This is a genomic window from Mesotoga infera (assembly GCF_900157305.1).
GTDB lineage: Bacteria > Thermotogota > Thermotogae > Petrotogales > Kosmotogaceae > Mesotoga > Mesotoga infera.
On record NZ_LS974202.1, the window covers coordinates 233,090 to 247,419 of the forward strand.

A 14,330-nucleotide genomic window follows, 5' to 3' on the forward strand; every position below is an offset into this window, starting at 1 on the left:
TGCTCTCTGGCAGTTGCAATATACAGTTTCGACAACAACGACTAAAAATAGCGTACTTGGGAGGTCGAGTATTTGAAGAGTAAAAGGTTCGATCTTTTTTTCATTCTCTTCTTGGCCGCAATGGTCTTCTTCGTTTACAGGCTTTACGGCTACCAGGTGAAGAATAATGAGAAGTACGTCCAGCAAGTCGAGAACATGAGCCTGAGATCCATTAAGACTTTGTCCACCCGCGGGAGCATACTGGACAGGTACTCCACACCGCTGGCCTGGGACGCACCGATTTATACCGTCAGGAAGAAGGTTGTATTCCTGGCCGACGATCTGAAGCGTACGGTTATCAATGGTTTTGAAGATAGAGACAGAGCCGAATCATTTATCAGGAGACTCGAGATGTATGGCAGCATCGAAACGGATCTCCCGGTCGTGCTAGCCGACCGTTTGAAAGAGTATCCCGAGCTCGAAGTGAGCGAAAGGATAATAAGGTATTACATCGAAAATCCCGGACTGGCACACGTGCTGGGTTACCTGCGAGGAGACGGTGAGGCGGTCATGGGTGTCGAGAAGCAGTACAACGATCTACTTACAGGAACTCCCGGAGAAAAAGTGATCAGGGTAGATAGCAGGGGAAACACCGTAGCGGTCGAGAGCGAGAGCTCTCCCCTTCCAGGAGATAACGTCATGCTGACGATAGACGCCCAACTGAGCATGTTCGCTTACGATAGATTGCTCGCCACAGGAAAGAACGGGGCGGCGGTAGTCATGAAGACCAACGGCGAGGTCCTGGCGTTGGTGTCGGTTCCCAGTTTCAACAATAATCTCTTCTCCAGAAGGATTTCGGATAGAGACTGGTTGAGAATGAATCTCGATCCCTCAACACCGCTGATAAACAGGGCGATCACCCCTTTCTCTCCCGGTTCTGTGATCAAGCCCTTTATAGCCATGGTAGCCCTGGCCGAAGGGTACGATCCCTCGATCGAAGTGATCTGCGGGGGTAGTTTCCAGTATAAGAATACCAGTGGCGAAGTTCAGGGAATTTATAGGGACTGGTTTCTCTACGGCCACGGTGTAACAGGACTGTCGAAAGCCATAACCGTCTCCTGCAACGTTTACTTCTACCAGCTTGGTCTCGAGCTCGAGATAGAGACTATGAACGTTTACGGCAAAAAATGGGGAATCTTCGAACCTACAGGTATAGATCTTCCGGGAGAGGGAACCGGGTTGCTCCCTTCTCCGGCCTGGAAAAAGGAAAAGACCGGTGAAGGATGGTTTCCCGGCGATACTATACTGACTTCTATCGGCCAGGGATATCTCAGTATCACTCCGCTCCAGCTGGCAAGGATGACGGCAGAGATAGCCATCAGAGGGGCCGAGGTTCTACCGTTCATCTGCCGGGAAAGATCGAGCGAGAGAGTTGTGATCGACCTGAATGAAGAGAGCTGGGATCTCATGATCAACGCGATGAAGGATGTTATAAGCAAAGGCGGAGCCGCCGCCGAAAGTGGAACGGCATACACCGCCTTCAGAAATTTCCAGTGGCCCGTGGCCGGCAAGACAGGAACGGCAGAACAGGGAGGTTCGTTGCCTACCCATTCCTGGTTCACAGGATTCACGCCCGTCGAAGATCCCGAGATAGTAGTTTCTGTCTTCGTTCAGGATGGCGGTTACGGTTCGGGACTGGCCTCCGAAGTATCGAGAGATATCATGGAGTTCTACTACGAAAACCGGAATCGATAGGTTACTCTCCTGCTGGAAACGGCATCTCCATCTCAGAACCTTTCTCGTATCCAATCCTTCTCTCGTCCAGCAAGCCTGTGACTCTGGACCAGTTTTCCTCAATAACTAAGAGGACCGCGGAAACATCACCGGCGTAATCTATGCTTACAGCCGTATAATCTTTTCCCTCGCTCAAAAGGCGGGTGAAATCATTCCAGCGGCTATAGTCGAGCCGGAGTTTCAGCTCGAAGCTCCGGCAATAATCGACTATGCCCGCCTTTTTAAGAGTTTCGAGAGCCGTGTTACCGTAAGCGTCTATTAAACCTCTCACTCCGAGTTTGATCCCACCAAAGTAACGTGTCACGACAACGGTCACATCGCTCAATCCGAGGTGATCGATAGCCCCCAGTATAGGCATACCGGCCGAACCGTGAGGCTCTCCGGCGTCTGAATAGTTGGCCACTTCCCTTCCGGTGGACGAGATTCTGTAAGCCCAGCAATTGTGACTGGCATCGGGAAAGATCGCCGAAATCTCTTTAATGAAAGACCGAGCGCTTTCCTCGTCTCTGACTCGGACGCAGTTACCTATGAATCTTGATCTCTTAACGTTGATCTCGAACGTCGCCCTCTCTCTCAACGATCTAATGCAACCCATTACTCTCCTCTCAAGAGCTTGTCTATGAACTCCATCGAAGGACCGAGGATGTATTTGCCGTCGATGAGCGTACCCTCGTAAACTTCGAGTCTTTTCATGAATTCATAGAAACTGGGGTCCTGATTATATGCTTCGGCGTATATGGCAAGAGCGGAGGCGTCTCCAGTGCCTATAATTATATCGGCCTCCTTCTGGGCTTCGGCAATGAGTATCTGTGCCTGCTTATCGGCCTCGGCCATCAACTTTCTGGCTTCTCTGTCGCCTTCGGCCCTTATGAGCGAGGCCTCCTGTATTCTCTCAGACTTCATACGGTTGAAAACGGCGTTCCTGTTCTCATCGGGTAGATCGGCCCTCTTCACCCTGACCGCGACGATCTCCAGACCGAAGTCGGCCATATCTCTGGCGGAAAGTCTGGTTATCTCATCTAGAACGTCCTTCCTCTGGCCCGAGATTATATCGTCGAAATCTAGTTTGCCAAAGGCGTTTCTCACGTTCGAATAGACGACGTCGTCTATTCTTGTTAAGGCTATCTGTTCCGACTTCATAGTCTCGATGAATTTCTGGGGATCAACTATCTTCCATAGCGCGTAGGTATCCATCAGGATAGTCTTCTTATCCCTGGAGTAGATCCTTTCGGCATCGACATCGTATATCTGAAGTCTTTTGTCGAACTTCCTGACCGTATCCACGAAGGGGGTCTTCAAGTACAACCCCGGTTCGGTAATAGAGTTACGGATCTCTCCGAACCTCAATACAACGGCTTGTTCGGTTTCGTCTATGGTGAAGAAGAAGCTTGGCAGCAAAACCAGGATGAGAATCGCAACGACCGCGATCGGTATAATCCACTTGTACTTCATCACTTACCACTCCCTTCCAGATCAAGGAGTTTCAAAATCCCGCTGTCATCAAGGACTATGTACTTATCGTTGCCTTTGAGTATCTTATTGAGTGTCTCCAAATACAATCTGGTCCGCGTCACTTCCGGCGCCTTCGAATACTCCTTCAATATCGCCAGGAACTTCTCGGCCTCGCCTTCGGCCTTGAGTATCCTCTCCTGAGCGTAACCTTCTGCTACCCTGGTGAGCTGGGCCGCTTCTCCCTCGGCCTTGGGGATGAGGTCGTTTCTGTATTTCTCGGCCTCATAGATCAACTTTTCTTTATCCTGTTTAGCGCTGTTGACATCGTCGAAGGCTGTTATAACCTGCTGTGGCGGTGCCACCTCCTGTAAAAAGACGTTCTTGACAGTAATACCGGTCTTCAGATTATCCAATTCTGCCTGGACTCTGGTGGCCGTTTTCAAGGATATCGCATCCCTTTCGGTTGTGAGTATGGCGTCGATTGTGTTGGCCGCAACTTCTTCCCTGAGTACGGATTCAGTCGTAAATTTTACTATATCGCTATCACTGACGATGTTGAAGGCGTATTTCTCAGGCTCACCTATGTAGTACTGTATCACCAGCTCCACCGAAACGATATTTCCGTCGCCCGTAAGCATAAGCGATTCGTTCGCTACAGACTGGTAAGTGCCCGTTCTGATTGTTCTGAAACCTATCTCTTGTTTTCGAAGGTTAGAGGTATCCACCACCACGGCGCTCTCTATCGGGTAAGGTAGATGATAACCCAATCCCGGCCCCACAGTACGCACATACTTGCCAAATCTCTTTATGAGTCCAACCTGATCGGGTCCCACCAGGAAGAAACCGCTCAGGAAGTAAATCGCAACCACTGCCAGTATTACCAGTAAACTTATCAATCCAGTCCAACGAAAATTCTTTCCTCTATTGGGTGTCATGGATCCGGAAAACCCGTTGTCCGGTTCTTCGATTCTTACATCGACCATTATTCAACCTCCCTCCATAATTCTATCTCGGTACTGAGAGTCACCCCGGTCGCTTCGAATACTGATTCTTTTAGCCTTTCAATCAGAAGCACGACATCGGTGTAACTCGCCTTTCCCCTGTTGACTATGAAGCCGGCGTGTTTGCTCGAAACTTGCGCATCGCCGACCGAAAGCGTTTTAAGGCCTAACTTCTCAATGGTAGAACCCACAAAGAAGTCCTGATAAGGTCTTACAAAGACGCTCCCGGCGCTCGGAAGATCCAGGGGCTGTTTTTCGAGACGTTTCCTCAACATCTCGCCCATCTTGCTCTCTATAGCTTCTCTTTTACCCTTCGCAAGAGAGAATTCAACGTTCATTATTTTATAGCCACGTTCTTTGAAGAGACTGTACCTGTATCCAAACTGGCATAAAGAACCCTCTATCGAATGTAAATCGTAGTTCTCATCTATGTACTCAACAGATTTCACCAGAGAGCCTATCTCGCCACCGAAGGCGCCTGCGTTCATATACACGGCACCTCCAACTGTACCGGGAAGACCGGTCAGAAATTCCATACCGGTAAGGCCTTCAGAAAGGCAAAGCCATATAAGGGTGTTGACAGGCACCCCAGCCTGGGCCGTAACGGATGTACCGTCGATCTTAACGGCGTTTAGGTGAGCGGTAGAAAGAACGATTCCCCCGTAATGCTCCGGGCAGACAACGTTTGAACCTCCTCCGATGAGCCTGTTAGGTATCTTCTCATTTTCCATCATTTTCAGTATCTTTACCATGGAATCGATCGAATAGGGACTCACGAAAAGCGGGACTCTTCCCCCTATCCTTATGGTGGTGTGCCAGCTCATAGGTTCTTCCAGTCTGATATCGGCACCTTGCATGTAAAGATCGCCGAAGTATCTTCTCAGATCTCTTTTTGCCATATATAAAGCCTTTCGATTATTTCCTTTCCGTTGTCGATTTCAAGCAGAATATCTTTCAATTTGGCATTTGAAGAGAGCAACATATGGAGACCTTCTAACACGAAGGCCCTGGTAGATTTGTCGAGCTTTGTATCGGAATACATACGGGCCAGAGTTTTCACTCCTTCCGGAGAAGCGGTCTGGCTGATGGCCATAATCAACTGATCTCTGGCGCTTTCATCGCCACCCTCCTGCAAAAGCAGTGAAAGGATGCCGGCCACCTTCGAACCTTCGCCCAATCGGGCGAGAGCCTCGTATATTACCGCCTGTGACCCCTCTTCATCGAAGTGTCTAAGTAGATCGTAAAGGTAAGGCACGGCCCTTTTGTCTCCCAATTCCCCCGCAAGATCGGCCAAATACAGCATGGAGATATCCTCGCCACCTTCTCTAAGTCTCTTCAACAATTCAGGAGAGGTTCTTTCACCCAGCTGGAGGAGTGCTTCAAAACAGATCTGTGCCGTTTCATCGTCTTCGCTCACCATGAGATCCATTAGAAGCGGCACGGCCTCTGCCCCCTTTTCCTCAACTATTCTATCTATAAGTTCTTGCCTTTCCACGCTTCACCTCTCAAGCCACTCATTTCGACGAGCTCTCTCTCTCTTTTCTCTCCGGAAAGCTCCTCTATTGTAGATATTGTATCAAGTTCAAATTGCTCTTTCCTTACAGCAAAGTGCCTTTCTGCTCTCGAAGCTATCTGGGGAAGATGTGTGATAACTATCGATTGCACCTTCGAAGAGATCTCCAGCAGCTTCTCGGCTACCACCTGACCCAGACGTTGTCCCACTCCGGAATCGACTTCGTCGAAGACGATGGTTCTTATTTCAAGCTGGTCTTTAAGTGTCGATTCGAGTGCCAACAGGCACCTGGAAAGCTCACCTCCGGAGGCTACGCTACCAATTTCCATGAACTCCATACCGGGGTTCGTCTTGACCATGATAGAGACCCTGGAGGTTCCATAGAATTTCGGTTCCTCCTCCTGGAACAGTCGAAACTCGAGTTCAGCGCCCTTCATTTTCAAGTCTTCAAGATGGATGCGTATGTCCCGGGCCATCTCGATTGCCCTTTTCTCCCTTACACCATCCAAAACCCTGCCGACTTCTCTCAGTTTCTGAAGATAAATCGATTCCTCTTTTCGTAATTTCTCTTCACGCTTTTGAAGCTCTTGAAGAGACTTTAGCTTGTTTTTGAACTCATCACAGCTTTGAAGAATATCGCTCACCGTCCGGCCGTATTTTCTTTTCAACCCCTGAATCAAGGAGATGCGCGCTTCAATAGCCCTGAATTCTTCCTCATCTATATCTAAACCGTTGCTTTCCTCACTAACGAGGTTGTATAGTCCTTCCAATTCCTCAAGCGCTAGTTGAATATGTGAAAGCCACCGGGAGTATCCGAAGCTCTCGACCTTCGTGATCAGAGATAGAATATCGTTTAATGAGTTGTAAACAGATTCGTCGCCATCCTTCAGACGATCCATGAGCTCCCGGAAGGTTTGCACCAGGAACTTCCCATTTTTATATTTCCTGTATCTCGTCTCGAGCAGACCGTCCTCGTCCGTCTTCAGTTCAGCCTGTTCTATCTCTTTTATTTCGAAAGTGAGGAAGTCCTTCTCTCTCTCGATCTGTGAAGGATCCACCACGAGCGAATCCAGCTCCCTCTTTATACTGGAATATTTTTCATAAAGCTCTCTGTACTCCTCCAGAGATCTCTCACCCTGGAGGGCGTGATCGAGTATCTGATAGTGTCTGTTAGAATCCAGCAGGGCTACACTGCTGTGCTGCGAATGGATCTCTATAAGGTCTTTGAAAAGCATCTGGATCATCTGCCTGGGCACCATTCTGCCGTTCAATCTGTATATAGTTCTCTGACCGGTGAAATTGACGCTCACCAACAGTTGATTGCCGTCTCCAATCTCTATTCCAAGCTCTCCGATCCTCTTTAGAATCGAGTCCTCCACGGAGAAATTGGCCTCTATGTTTCCAGACTCTTCACCGGACCAGGGCGGAGGGAAACCAATGGCAGTCCACAGCGCCTTCAGGAAGATGGTCTTCCCGGCACCGGATTCTCCAGTGATGGCATTCATTCCCCTAGAGAACTCGACATAGAACTCTCTGAAAGTGAAGAAATTCCTTCCCGCCAGCGAAAGTAACATCACATTCCCCCATTTTCGAAAATAGGCTAAACCACCCGACGGAGATCACTGATATTATACTATCCTGTGTGTCAAGAGGCGCAGGTCGTTTTATTGATCAGTCCACAAGAAGAATGAAGGAAGACTCCGGGTAAGACGACGAATGAGAACTGTAACTGTACCAATCGACATCATTTACAGCGGTTATTTTGTGCATTCCATAAATCCGAAACTAGTTGAGCCGATTCATGTTTCGGAACTGTCAGATCGATAAGAACCCAGAAATTTGAAGTAACTGCAACGGTTTCTGATTGATTCGATAGCCTCTTCTACTTTCCTTGCAGCAATAGTTCCTTCGAAGTCAACGAAGAAGAGATAGTGCCACATCTCCCTTTTGAAAGGCCTTGATTCTATCTTTGTAAGATTCAGATTGCGATTCGACAACTCTCCAAGAACCCTGAACAAGGCGCCTGGTAGATGTTCCGTAGTGAACATTATTGATGTTTTGCATCCCTCAGTGCATTTCACAGCTTCTCTTCCCATTAAGAAGAACCTCGTCGAATTGGTTTCCATGTCTTCGAAATTTCTACTCAAAATATCCAGCCCGTAGGTTTTCGCTGCAAGTTCACTTGCTATTGCTGCCGTGAATGGCACCTCCGAAGTTGCCAGATCTCTTGCTGCACCTGCCGTGTCATAGTATTCCTTCGGCTCAAATCCCTTTTCTTTTATATGTTCTGAACACTGTGCCAGAGCCTGATGATGAGAAATAACATATTTTATCTCCTCGATTGACCTCCCCTTTGGAGCCATGAGGAAGTGCTCAATTCGAAGAATGACTTCAGCCTGGACAAGGAGATCGCTCTCTATAAGGGCATCGTAAGCAGGAATTACTGTACCGGCCAGGGAGTTTTCCACCGGTAGAATAGCATAGTCTGCCTCTCCTTCATTCACAAAATCCAGCATCTCCTGGAACGATCTGCACGGTAGTGTAACAGGCGTTTCTCCTAAAAGCTTTCTTATGGCCTGCTCTGAATAAGCCCCATGTTCCCCCTGAAAGGCGACGATATTTCTCTCCAAAGGAATTTACCTCACTTTATTAGAGAATTGTTTGCTCAATTGCTCTCAATTTTACCAGCAAAAAAATCGAATTTTGAAACGAGAGGCCCAAAGAGATGTTACGAAGACCTTGTCTGTTAATATGCAGCTCGATTTTTCTCTTCATCTTTTTCCTGTTCATTTGGAGCAAGATTAAGTAGATAGGTGAGGATGGGGTTCTCTCCGCCGGAAAGCAATTGTTATCTTTTCTGCCTTGACAGTACGGTTGCCACTCCGTATAATCTTCACTGTGATGTTTATTCTGGAGGTAATGTTATTATGAAAAGGACATATCAGCCATCGAAGGTCAAGAGGAACAGGACTCATGGTTTTCTTGTGAGATCCCGTACGGTTGGCGGTAGAAAGGTTCTCGCCAGCAGAAGAAGAAAGGGAAGAAAGAGACTCGCTGTGTGAAATCAGAGGATCAGTCCCTGAAAAAAACAGAGATTATAAGAAGGAAGGCAGACTTTGACAGGGTTTTCAAAAAGGGAAAATCGATAGTTGACCCTTTTTTTGTTGCCTTATTTGTTCAGAACGGTCTGCCTTTTTCTCGTATCGGTGTATCGGTAAAGCGCAAGTTCGGCAGGGCGACTTTAAGAAACAGGCTCAGACGACTCGTTAAAGAGGTTTACCGGACGGGAAAAGAGGACTTTCCCAGAGGTTATGATATACTCTTCATTGCAAGAAAGGATTTATCAGACCTGTTTAGACAAAGAGAAGTTTCGTTTTTTGAGATTCAAAGGGTTTTGAAAAGAATCGCTGACAAAATTGGAGAAATGCCCGATGAAAAAGATTGTACTTTTCCTGATAGATTTCTACCGTAAAAAGATCTCTCCAAGGACCCGCCCCCGATGCAGGTTCTATCCCACGTGTTCTTCGTATACTTACGAGGCTGTCGAGAGATTCGGCGCTTTCAAGGGCCTGATTCTCGGCACATGGAGAATTATGCGTTGTAACCCCTTCAATCCCGGCGGGATCGATGAAGTTCCAGACCATTTTACATTAATTAGGAGGCACGAAAGATGAGAAAAACATTGACAATGTTTGTCCTACTTCTCTCAATTTTCACACTTTCGCTCATGGGCGCAGACCTGATTACTCAAGAGGGAACCAACACCCTAATCGTGTCTGGAAAGACGCTGAGAATAGTCATAGACATCGAAAAGGGGCTTCTCACGGGTGTAACCAGCTTCGCGGACAATAAAGGGGTCGAGTTCTACGCATACAATGAAAGCCTGGGAAAAGATGGCTTCAATATCTTCGATCAGCAGGGCAACGAACTTCTACCCCAGTCATTCTCGCGCACAACTGACGCAGAAGGCAACGTAATAGTGGATTTCTTCTACCAACAGGGTCGGAAAAGCTTCATCATACTCAACAGCCCGTATTACGATTTCAACGTCGTAGTAGATTTCAACCAAACCGTCGAGGTCGCTTTACCCTTCATATCTTACAATAACCAGACGCTAGGTCCCAATTCGAGTTACTATCTGACCTACGACAAATTCAGCGGTCAGAAGACTCTCTTCGCCATTGCCTCGCAACAGGGCTCTTTCAAATTCCAGCGATATGTCAGCGATGGAGGCAAAGGCGTTCTAGAGGTTTTCGCCGGTCCTATGAGGCTGATTCACGTCAAAGAGGCTCTCCCCGATTATTACGGTGCTCTCGTCAAAGACCTCGAAGGTTTTGGTGCAGTCAATTTCTTTTCCTGGATCTATCACGGTATAGTTTATTTTCTCTTCTGGCTTTACCAGTGGTCGGGTAACTTCGGATGGGCACTGATACTTTTCACGATAGCCACCAGGTTTATACTCTATCCGCTTTACCACATACAGACGAAGTCCATGCTGATGATGAGAATGCTTCAGCCGGAGATCGAGAAGATAAAAAATAGATACAAAGATCCCAGGAGACAACAGGAAGCCATGATGGCCCTCTACAAGGAAAAAGGTTACAATCCAGCTTCCGGTTGTTTCCCGATCTTAATTCAATTGCCGATTCTGATAATTCTATACAACGCGATACGCTATTTCAGCGAAGTTATGGCTTACACGCCAGGCTTCCTTATATGGAGCGATCTTTCCGTCGGTGATTTCATCCAGAACATCCCATTCATAATCATTACCATCGTGGTCGGCGTATTCAGTTCGCTCCTCACTGCACAGGATGCACGTTCGGCCAGATCGGGCGTGATTATGCAGCTCATCTTTCCGATCCTCTTCGCGACCTTTCCATCTGGTCTGCTTCTCTACTGGACTACCCAGAGTGTTCTTCAGCTTCTCATAAGCTGGGTGGTTTACAAGCGACATGGAATAAAGGGTCTCACGTTGAGGCAGATGCTGGGACTGCCTGAAAAACCGGCGAAATAGTATTCAGTTGCTCTCATGGAGGTGTTAATGTGAAATCGTACCAATTCAAGGCCGATTCTGTCGAGGAAGCGATCCAACTGGCCCGCAGGGAACTGGACGCTTACGAAGACGAACTGGATATAAAGATTATCGAAAAGGGTTCCAAGGGCTTTCTAGGAATCTTCGGCACGAAAGAATCGGTAATTGAAGTCTCTCTTCACGACAGTCATTCGGAAAGAAAACTGTACGAATATTTGAAGGGTATTTTAAGTAGCTTCGACGAAGAGGTACTATCGGAAGTCAAGCTGGTTGGAAGAACCTACAAAGTAAAAATAGAGGGCGAGAAGATCTCAAGGCTGATAGGCAAGCACGGGAAGACTGTGGCCGCCCTTCAGCATATTCTCAATATCTACGCCAACAGAATGGCGCAGATAAAGGTCAACGTCACCGTCGATGTGGGCGACTATCGCTATGAGAGAAAGAAACTAGTCGAAGAGATAGCCCACAGGACGGCCAAGTCGGCACTATCGAAGAAGGGCAAGATAGTCATGGAGCCCATGTTCTCTTTCGAGAGGAGACTGGTACACGAGGTTATATCTCAGTACCACGATTTGAAGAGTTATTCGGTCGGTTTTGAACCATACAGAAAAGTGGTTGTCGAGTACAGCGAACGAAAATATAAAGAAGATCGCAGAAAAAGCGACCCGATCAAAAGGAGGGGGTACGGAGATGCCGGACAACGTCCAAGTAGGCAGAGCGCATGAGGTAAAACCCCAGTTAATTGACAACGAAAAGGTCAGAAAAGTGCAGAAGAGGGTGCTCATAGGTAAGGCAAAAGGAGCGAAAAATTTCGTGATGAGGCTTTTCACTGTCGAAGAGGGGGGCTACAGTCCTCTCCACAGTCATCCCTGGGAACACGAGGTTTATATAGTGTCAGGCAATGCGACAGTTGTCACAAATAATGGTGAGCAACCGGCACAGGCGGGAAGCTATGTTTTCGTTCCCGCCAACGCGTTGCATCAATTCAAGAATACCGGAAAAGGTAACCTCGAGTTTATCTGTGTTATTCCAAATACGGCCGAAGAGGAATAGAATATTAATGCATAAGAAGTAATTTGAGACACAAGGAGGGACCAGCCATGCCGTTTTATATGTATGAATGCAAAGATTGTGGTAAGACAACGGAAGCCTTCCAGAAAATGTCAGATGAGCCGTTAAAGGTCTGTCCATCGTGCGGGGGACATCTAAAGAAATTGTTAAGCAATGTAGGAGTAGTCTTCAAGGGCGGTGGATATTATTCGACCGATTCCAAGAAAACTTCGAGTTTGAGCAGCACTTCAACGGTTCCTTCGAAAAAAGACTGATCAGAAGACATCTAGAGACAGATATGGAACAGCGTTTGTGGAGAGGGGAGAGTAAAGTCTCCTCTTCGCTTTTTCATAGGCCGCGACTGCTATCATCGCAGCGTTGTCCGTACACATGTCTATCGGGGGAAAGAAAACCCGTATTCCACGTTTAGAAGCCATTTCAATAGCTCTCTCTCTGAGCAGAAAATTGGCGGCCACGCCACCTGCAAAGGCGATTTTATCCACTGCCAGATTTTGTGCGGCGTCGAAGGTTTTTGTCACCAGCGAATCTACTATGGCCTCTTGTGCCGAAGCGGCCACATCTTCAACAGAAACTCCGGGATTCCTTTGGAGAAAGTAGAGAACGGACGTTTTCAGGCCGCTGAAGGAAAAATCGTAATTCCCCTTCTCTTGCAATGGACGGGGAAAACTATAAATGGGTGAGCCGCCTCTAGCGGCTTTCTCTATCTCGGGACCGCCAGGATATCCCAGGCCCAGCAGTCTGGAAATCTTGTCGAAAGCTTCCCCTGCGGCATCATCTCGCGTTTTTCCGACCATTTCAACTGTATTCCATTCCTCCATGAGCAGTATCTCAGTATGCCCTCCGGAAACCAAGAGCACTATGAAAGGCTGTCTTAGCTCGGGATACGAGATCAGGTTGGCGTAAACGTGGCCGTAAAGGTGGTTCACGCCTATGAATGGCCTGTTCAACGAAATTGCCAGCCCTTTGGCCACCGAAAGACCTATCAGTAGCGATCCGACGAGCCCCGGTCCCATCGTTGCGGCGAAGATGTCTATTTCTTCAAGTGTCAGGTCGGTCTCTTCCATGGCTTGGAGGACCAAGCGATCGACTATCTCCAGATGCTTTCTGGAAGCTATCTCCGGCACTACGCCACCGTACTTTTTGTGAATATCTATCTGCGAAGATACCAGCGAAGAAAGAACATGGCCATCTTCAACGATGGCCACGGCCGTTTCATCGCAGGAACTCTCTATGGCTAGGATTTTCATCAGGCCGATTCTCTCGAGATTATCTTTGGAGAGGCGTTATTGCTTATGACATCCTCGTTTATGACGACCTTTTCGACGTTGGTCATGGCGGGTATGTCGTACATGATGTCCAGCATCACCTGCTCGATTACACTCTTGAGGGCACGCGCCCCAGTTCCCCTTTTCATGGCTTTGGCGGCGATGGCCGTCATTGCTGCATCAGTGAATTCAAGTTCCACTCCGTCAAGTCCGAGAAGTTTCTGGTACTGTTTGAGTATGGCGTTTCGTGGTTCGCTCATGATCCTTTTCAAGTCTTCCGCGTTCAGGTCATTCAGAGTCGCCAGAACCGGGAAACGTCCCACGAACTCGGGAATGAGGCCGTACTGTATCAGATCGTCGGGAATGGCTTCCTGAAGTATCTGACCGAGTCTCAATTGGTTCTTGCTTTTCACCTCGGCGCCGAAGCCCATCGATGAATCGAGAACACGCTGCTTTATTATGCTGTCCAGACCGTCAAAGGCACCTCCCACAATGAACAGGATGTTGCTTGTATCAACTTTTATGAACTCCTGATAGGGATGTTTCCTTCCCCCCTGTGGCGGGACGTTGGCCACCGTGCCCTCGACTATCTTGAGCAAAGCCTGCTGAACGCCCTCGCCCGATACGTCTCTGGTTATCGATGGGTTGGGAGATTTCCTGGCGATCTTGTCTATTTCGTCTATGTATATTATTCCCAACTGGGCCTTTTCGACGTCGAAGTTTGAAGACTGGAGGAGTCTTAAAACTATGTTTTCAACATCCTCCCCCACATAACCTGCTTCGGTCAGCGGCGTGGCGTCGGCTATCGCGAAGGGAACATCGAGTATCCGGGCCAAGATGCGAGCAATCAACGTCTTTCCCGATCCGGTGGGCCCGACCATCATGATGTTAGATTTCTCTATCTCAACATCCTCGACATCGTTGAAGACTCTCTTGTAGTGGTTGTACACTGAAACGGAGATAATCTTCTTGGCTTTTTCCTGACCGATCACGTATTTGTCCAGTTCCATTTTGATATCGGCCGGAGTCGGCAGTTTTCTCCCCGGCCCTTTTTTGGCCTTTTGATCTTGCTGTATTATATCGTGGAATAGATCGACACACTCGTTACAGATATAACCTTCCGTTCCCGATATCAATTTTTTGACCTGCGAGGACGGTCTTCCACAAAATGAACAATGTCTTTCGAACGGCAACACTTTCCCTCCCAATATTTGCTGTTT

At 47.9% G+C, this 14,330-nt stretch carries 17 protein-coding genes; 8 read left to right on the forward strand and 9 right to left on the reverse strand.

Going from position 1 to position 14,330, the window contains the following annotated elements; genetic code table 11:
* The first annotated feature begins 72 nt into the window (after positions 1 to 72).
* Positions 73 to 1,734, forward strand: coding sequence for a penicillin-binding transpeptidase domain-containing protein (locus MESINF_RS01055; RefSeq protein WP_169698118.1), 1,662 nt, complete (start codon positions 73 to 75; stop codon positions 1,732 to 1,734).
* 1 nt (position 1,735) lies between these two features.
* Here MESINF_RS01055 and MESINF_RS01060 read toward each other — a convergent pair whose 3' ends face one another.
* The 7 genes from MESINF_RS01060 to pheA form a co-directional block, all read right to left on the reverse strand.
* Complete coding sequence (locus MESINF_RS01060) at positions 1,736 to 2,368, reverse strand: IMPACT family protein (RefSeq protein ID WP_169698119.1); 633 nt, start codon at positions 2,366 to 2,368, stop codon at positions 1,736 to 1,738.
* Positions 2,368 to 3,225 (reverse strand): protease modulator HflC, encoded by an 858-nt coding sequence (gene hflC / locus MESINF_RS01065; protein ID WP_169698120.1) that lies wholly within the window; start codon positions 3,223 to 3,225, stop codon positions 2,368 to 2,370. The genes MESINF_RS01060 and hflC overlap by 1 nt, the downstream gene beginning before the upstream one ends.
* Positions 3,225 to 4,208 (reverse strand): FtsH protease activity modulator HflK, encoded by a 984-nt coding sequence (gene hflK / locus MESINF_RS01070; protein WP_169698121.1) that lies wholly within the window; start codon positions 4,206 to 4,208, stop codon positions 3,225 to 3,227. The genes hflC and hflK overlap by 1 nt, the downstream gene beginning before the upstream one ends.
* Positions 4,208 to 5,125 (reverse strand): UDP-N-acetylmuramate dehydrogenase, encoded by a 918-nt coding sequence (gene murB / locus MESINF_RS01075; protein WP_169698122.1) that lies wholly within the window; start codon positions 5,123 to 5,125, stop codon positions 4,208 to 4,210. Before murB ends, hflK begins: the two co-directional genes overlap by 1 nt.
* Entirely contained in the window at positions 5,107 to 5,721 is a 615-nt protein-coding gene (locus tag MESINF_RS01080) for a HEAT repeat domain-containing protein (RefSeq protein WP_169698123.1), read from the reverse strand. The genes murB and MESINF_RS01080 overlap by 19 nt, the downstream gene beginning before the upstream one ends.
* Complete coding sequence (locus MESINF_RS01085) at positions 5,700 to 7,313, reverse strand: DNA repair protein RecN (RefSeq protein ID WP_169698124.1); 1,614 nt, start codon at positions 7,311 to 7,313, stop codon at positions 5,700 to 5,702. The genes MESINF_RS01080 and MESINF_RS01085 overlap by 22 nt, the downstream gene beginning before the upstream one ends.
* Positions 7,314 to 7,538: 225 nt before the next feature.
* Positions 7,539 to 8,369 carry a prephenate dehydratase gene (gene pheA / locus MESINF_RS01090; protein WP_169698125.1) on the reverse strand — a complete coding sequence of 277 codons (831 nt, stop codon included), beginning with the start codon at positions 8,367 to 8,369 and terminating at the stop codon, positions 7,539 to 7,541.
* Between the two features lie 297 nt (positions 8,370 to 8,666).
* Between pheA and rpmH the strand changes: the two genes are divergently transcribed.
* Genes rpmH through MESINF_RS01125 form a run of 7 tightly spaced genes read left to right on the forward strand, consistent with a single transcriptional unit; the run spans position 8,667 to position 12,099 of the window.
* Entirely contained in the window at positions 8,667 to 8,801 is a 135-nt protein-coding gene (rpmH, locus tag MESINF_RS01095) for a 50S ribosomal protein L34 (protein WP_169698126.1), read from the forward strand.
* On the forward strand, positions 8,798 to 9,211 hold the full coding sequence (gene rnpA / locus MESINF_RS01100; RefSeq protein WP_169698127.1) for a ribonuclease P protein component: 414 nt from the start codon (positions 8,798 to 8,800) through the stop codon (positions 9,209 to 9,211). The genes rpmH and rnpA overlap by 4 nt, the downstream gene beginning before the upstream one ends.
* On the forward strand, positions 9,171 to 9,413 hold the full coding sequence (gene yidD, locus MESINF_RS01105; protein WP_169698128.1) for a membrane protein insertion efficiency factor YidD: 243 nt from the start codon (positions 9,171 to 9,173) through the stop codon (positions 9,411 to 9,413). Before rnpA ends, yidD begins: the two co-directional genes overlap by 41 nt.
* Entirely contained in the window at positions 9,410 to 10,756 is a 1,347-nt protein-coding gene (gene yidC, locus MESINF_RS01110) for a YidC/Oxa1 family membrane protein insertase (protein ID WP_169698129.1), read from the forward strand. Before yidD ends, yidC begins: the two co-directional genes overlap by 4 nt.
* A gap of 29 nt (positions 10,757 to 10,785) precedes the next feature.
* Positions 10,786 to 11,499, forward strand: coding sequence for an RNA-binding cell elongation regulator Jag/EloR (gene jag / locus MESINF_RS01115; protein ID WP_169698130.1), 714 nt, complete (start codon positions 10,786 to 10,788; stop codon positions 11,497 to 11,499).
* Positions 11,465 to 11,827: a cupin domain-containing protein gene (locus MESINF_RS01120; RefSeq protein WP_169698131.1), complete on the forward strand. Its 363-nt coding sequence runs from the start codon at positions 11,465 to 11,467 to the stop codon at positions 11,825 to 11,827. Before jag ends, MESINF_RS01120 begins: the two co-directional genes overlap by 35 nt.
* Positions 11,828 to 11,874: 47 nt before the next feature.
* Complete coding sequence (locus tag MESINF_RS01125; RefSeq protein WP_169698132.1) at positions 11,875 to 12,099, forward strand: FmdB family zinc ribbon protein; 225 nt, start codon at positions 11,875 to 11,877, stop codon at positions 12,097 to 12,099.
* Here the strand turns inward: MESINF_RS01125 and tsaD are convergent, their stop codons facing one another.
* Positions 12,100 to 13,092 (reverse strand): tRNA (adenosine(37)-N6)-threonylcarbamoyltransferase complex transferase subunit TsaD, encoded by a 993-nt coding sequence (gene tsaD / locus MESINF_RS01130; protein ID WP_169698133.1) that lies wholly within the window; start codon positions 13,090 to 13,092, stop codon positions 12,100 to 12,102.
* Positions 13,092 to 14,303, reverse strand: coding sequence for an ATP-dependent Clp protease ATP-binding subunit ClpX (gene clpX / locus MESINF_RS01135; protein ID WP_169698134.1), 1,212 nt, complete (start codon positions 14,301 to 14,303; stop codon positions 13,092 to 13,094). Before clpX ends, tsaD begins: the two co-directional genes overlap by 1 nt.
* Positions 14,304 to 14,330 lie beyond the last annotated feature (27 nt).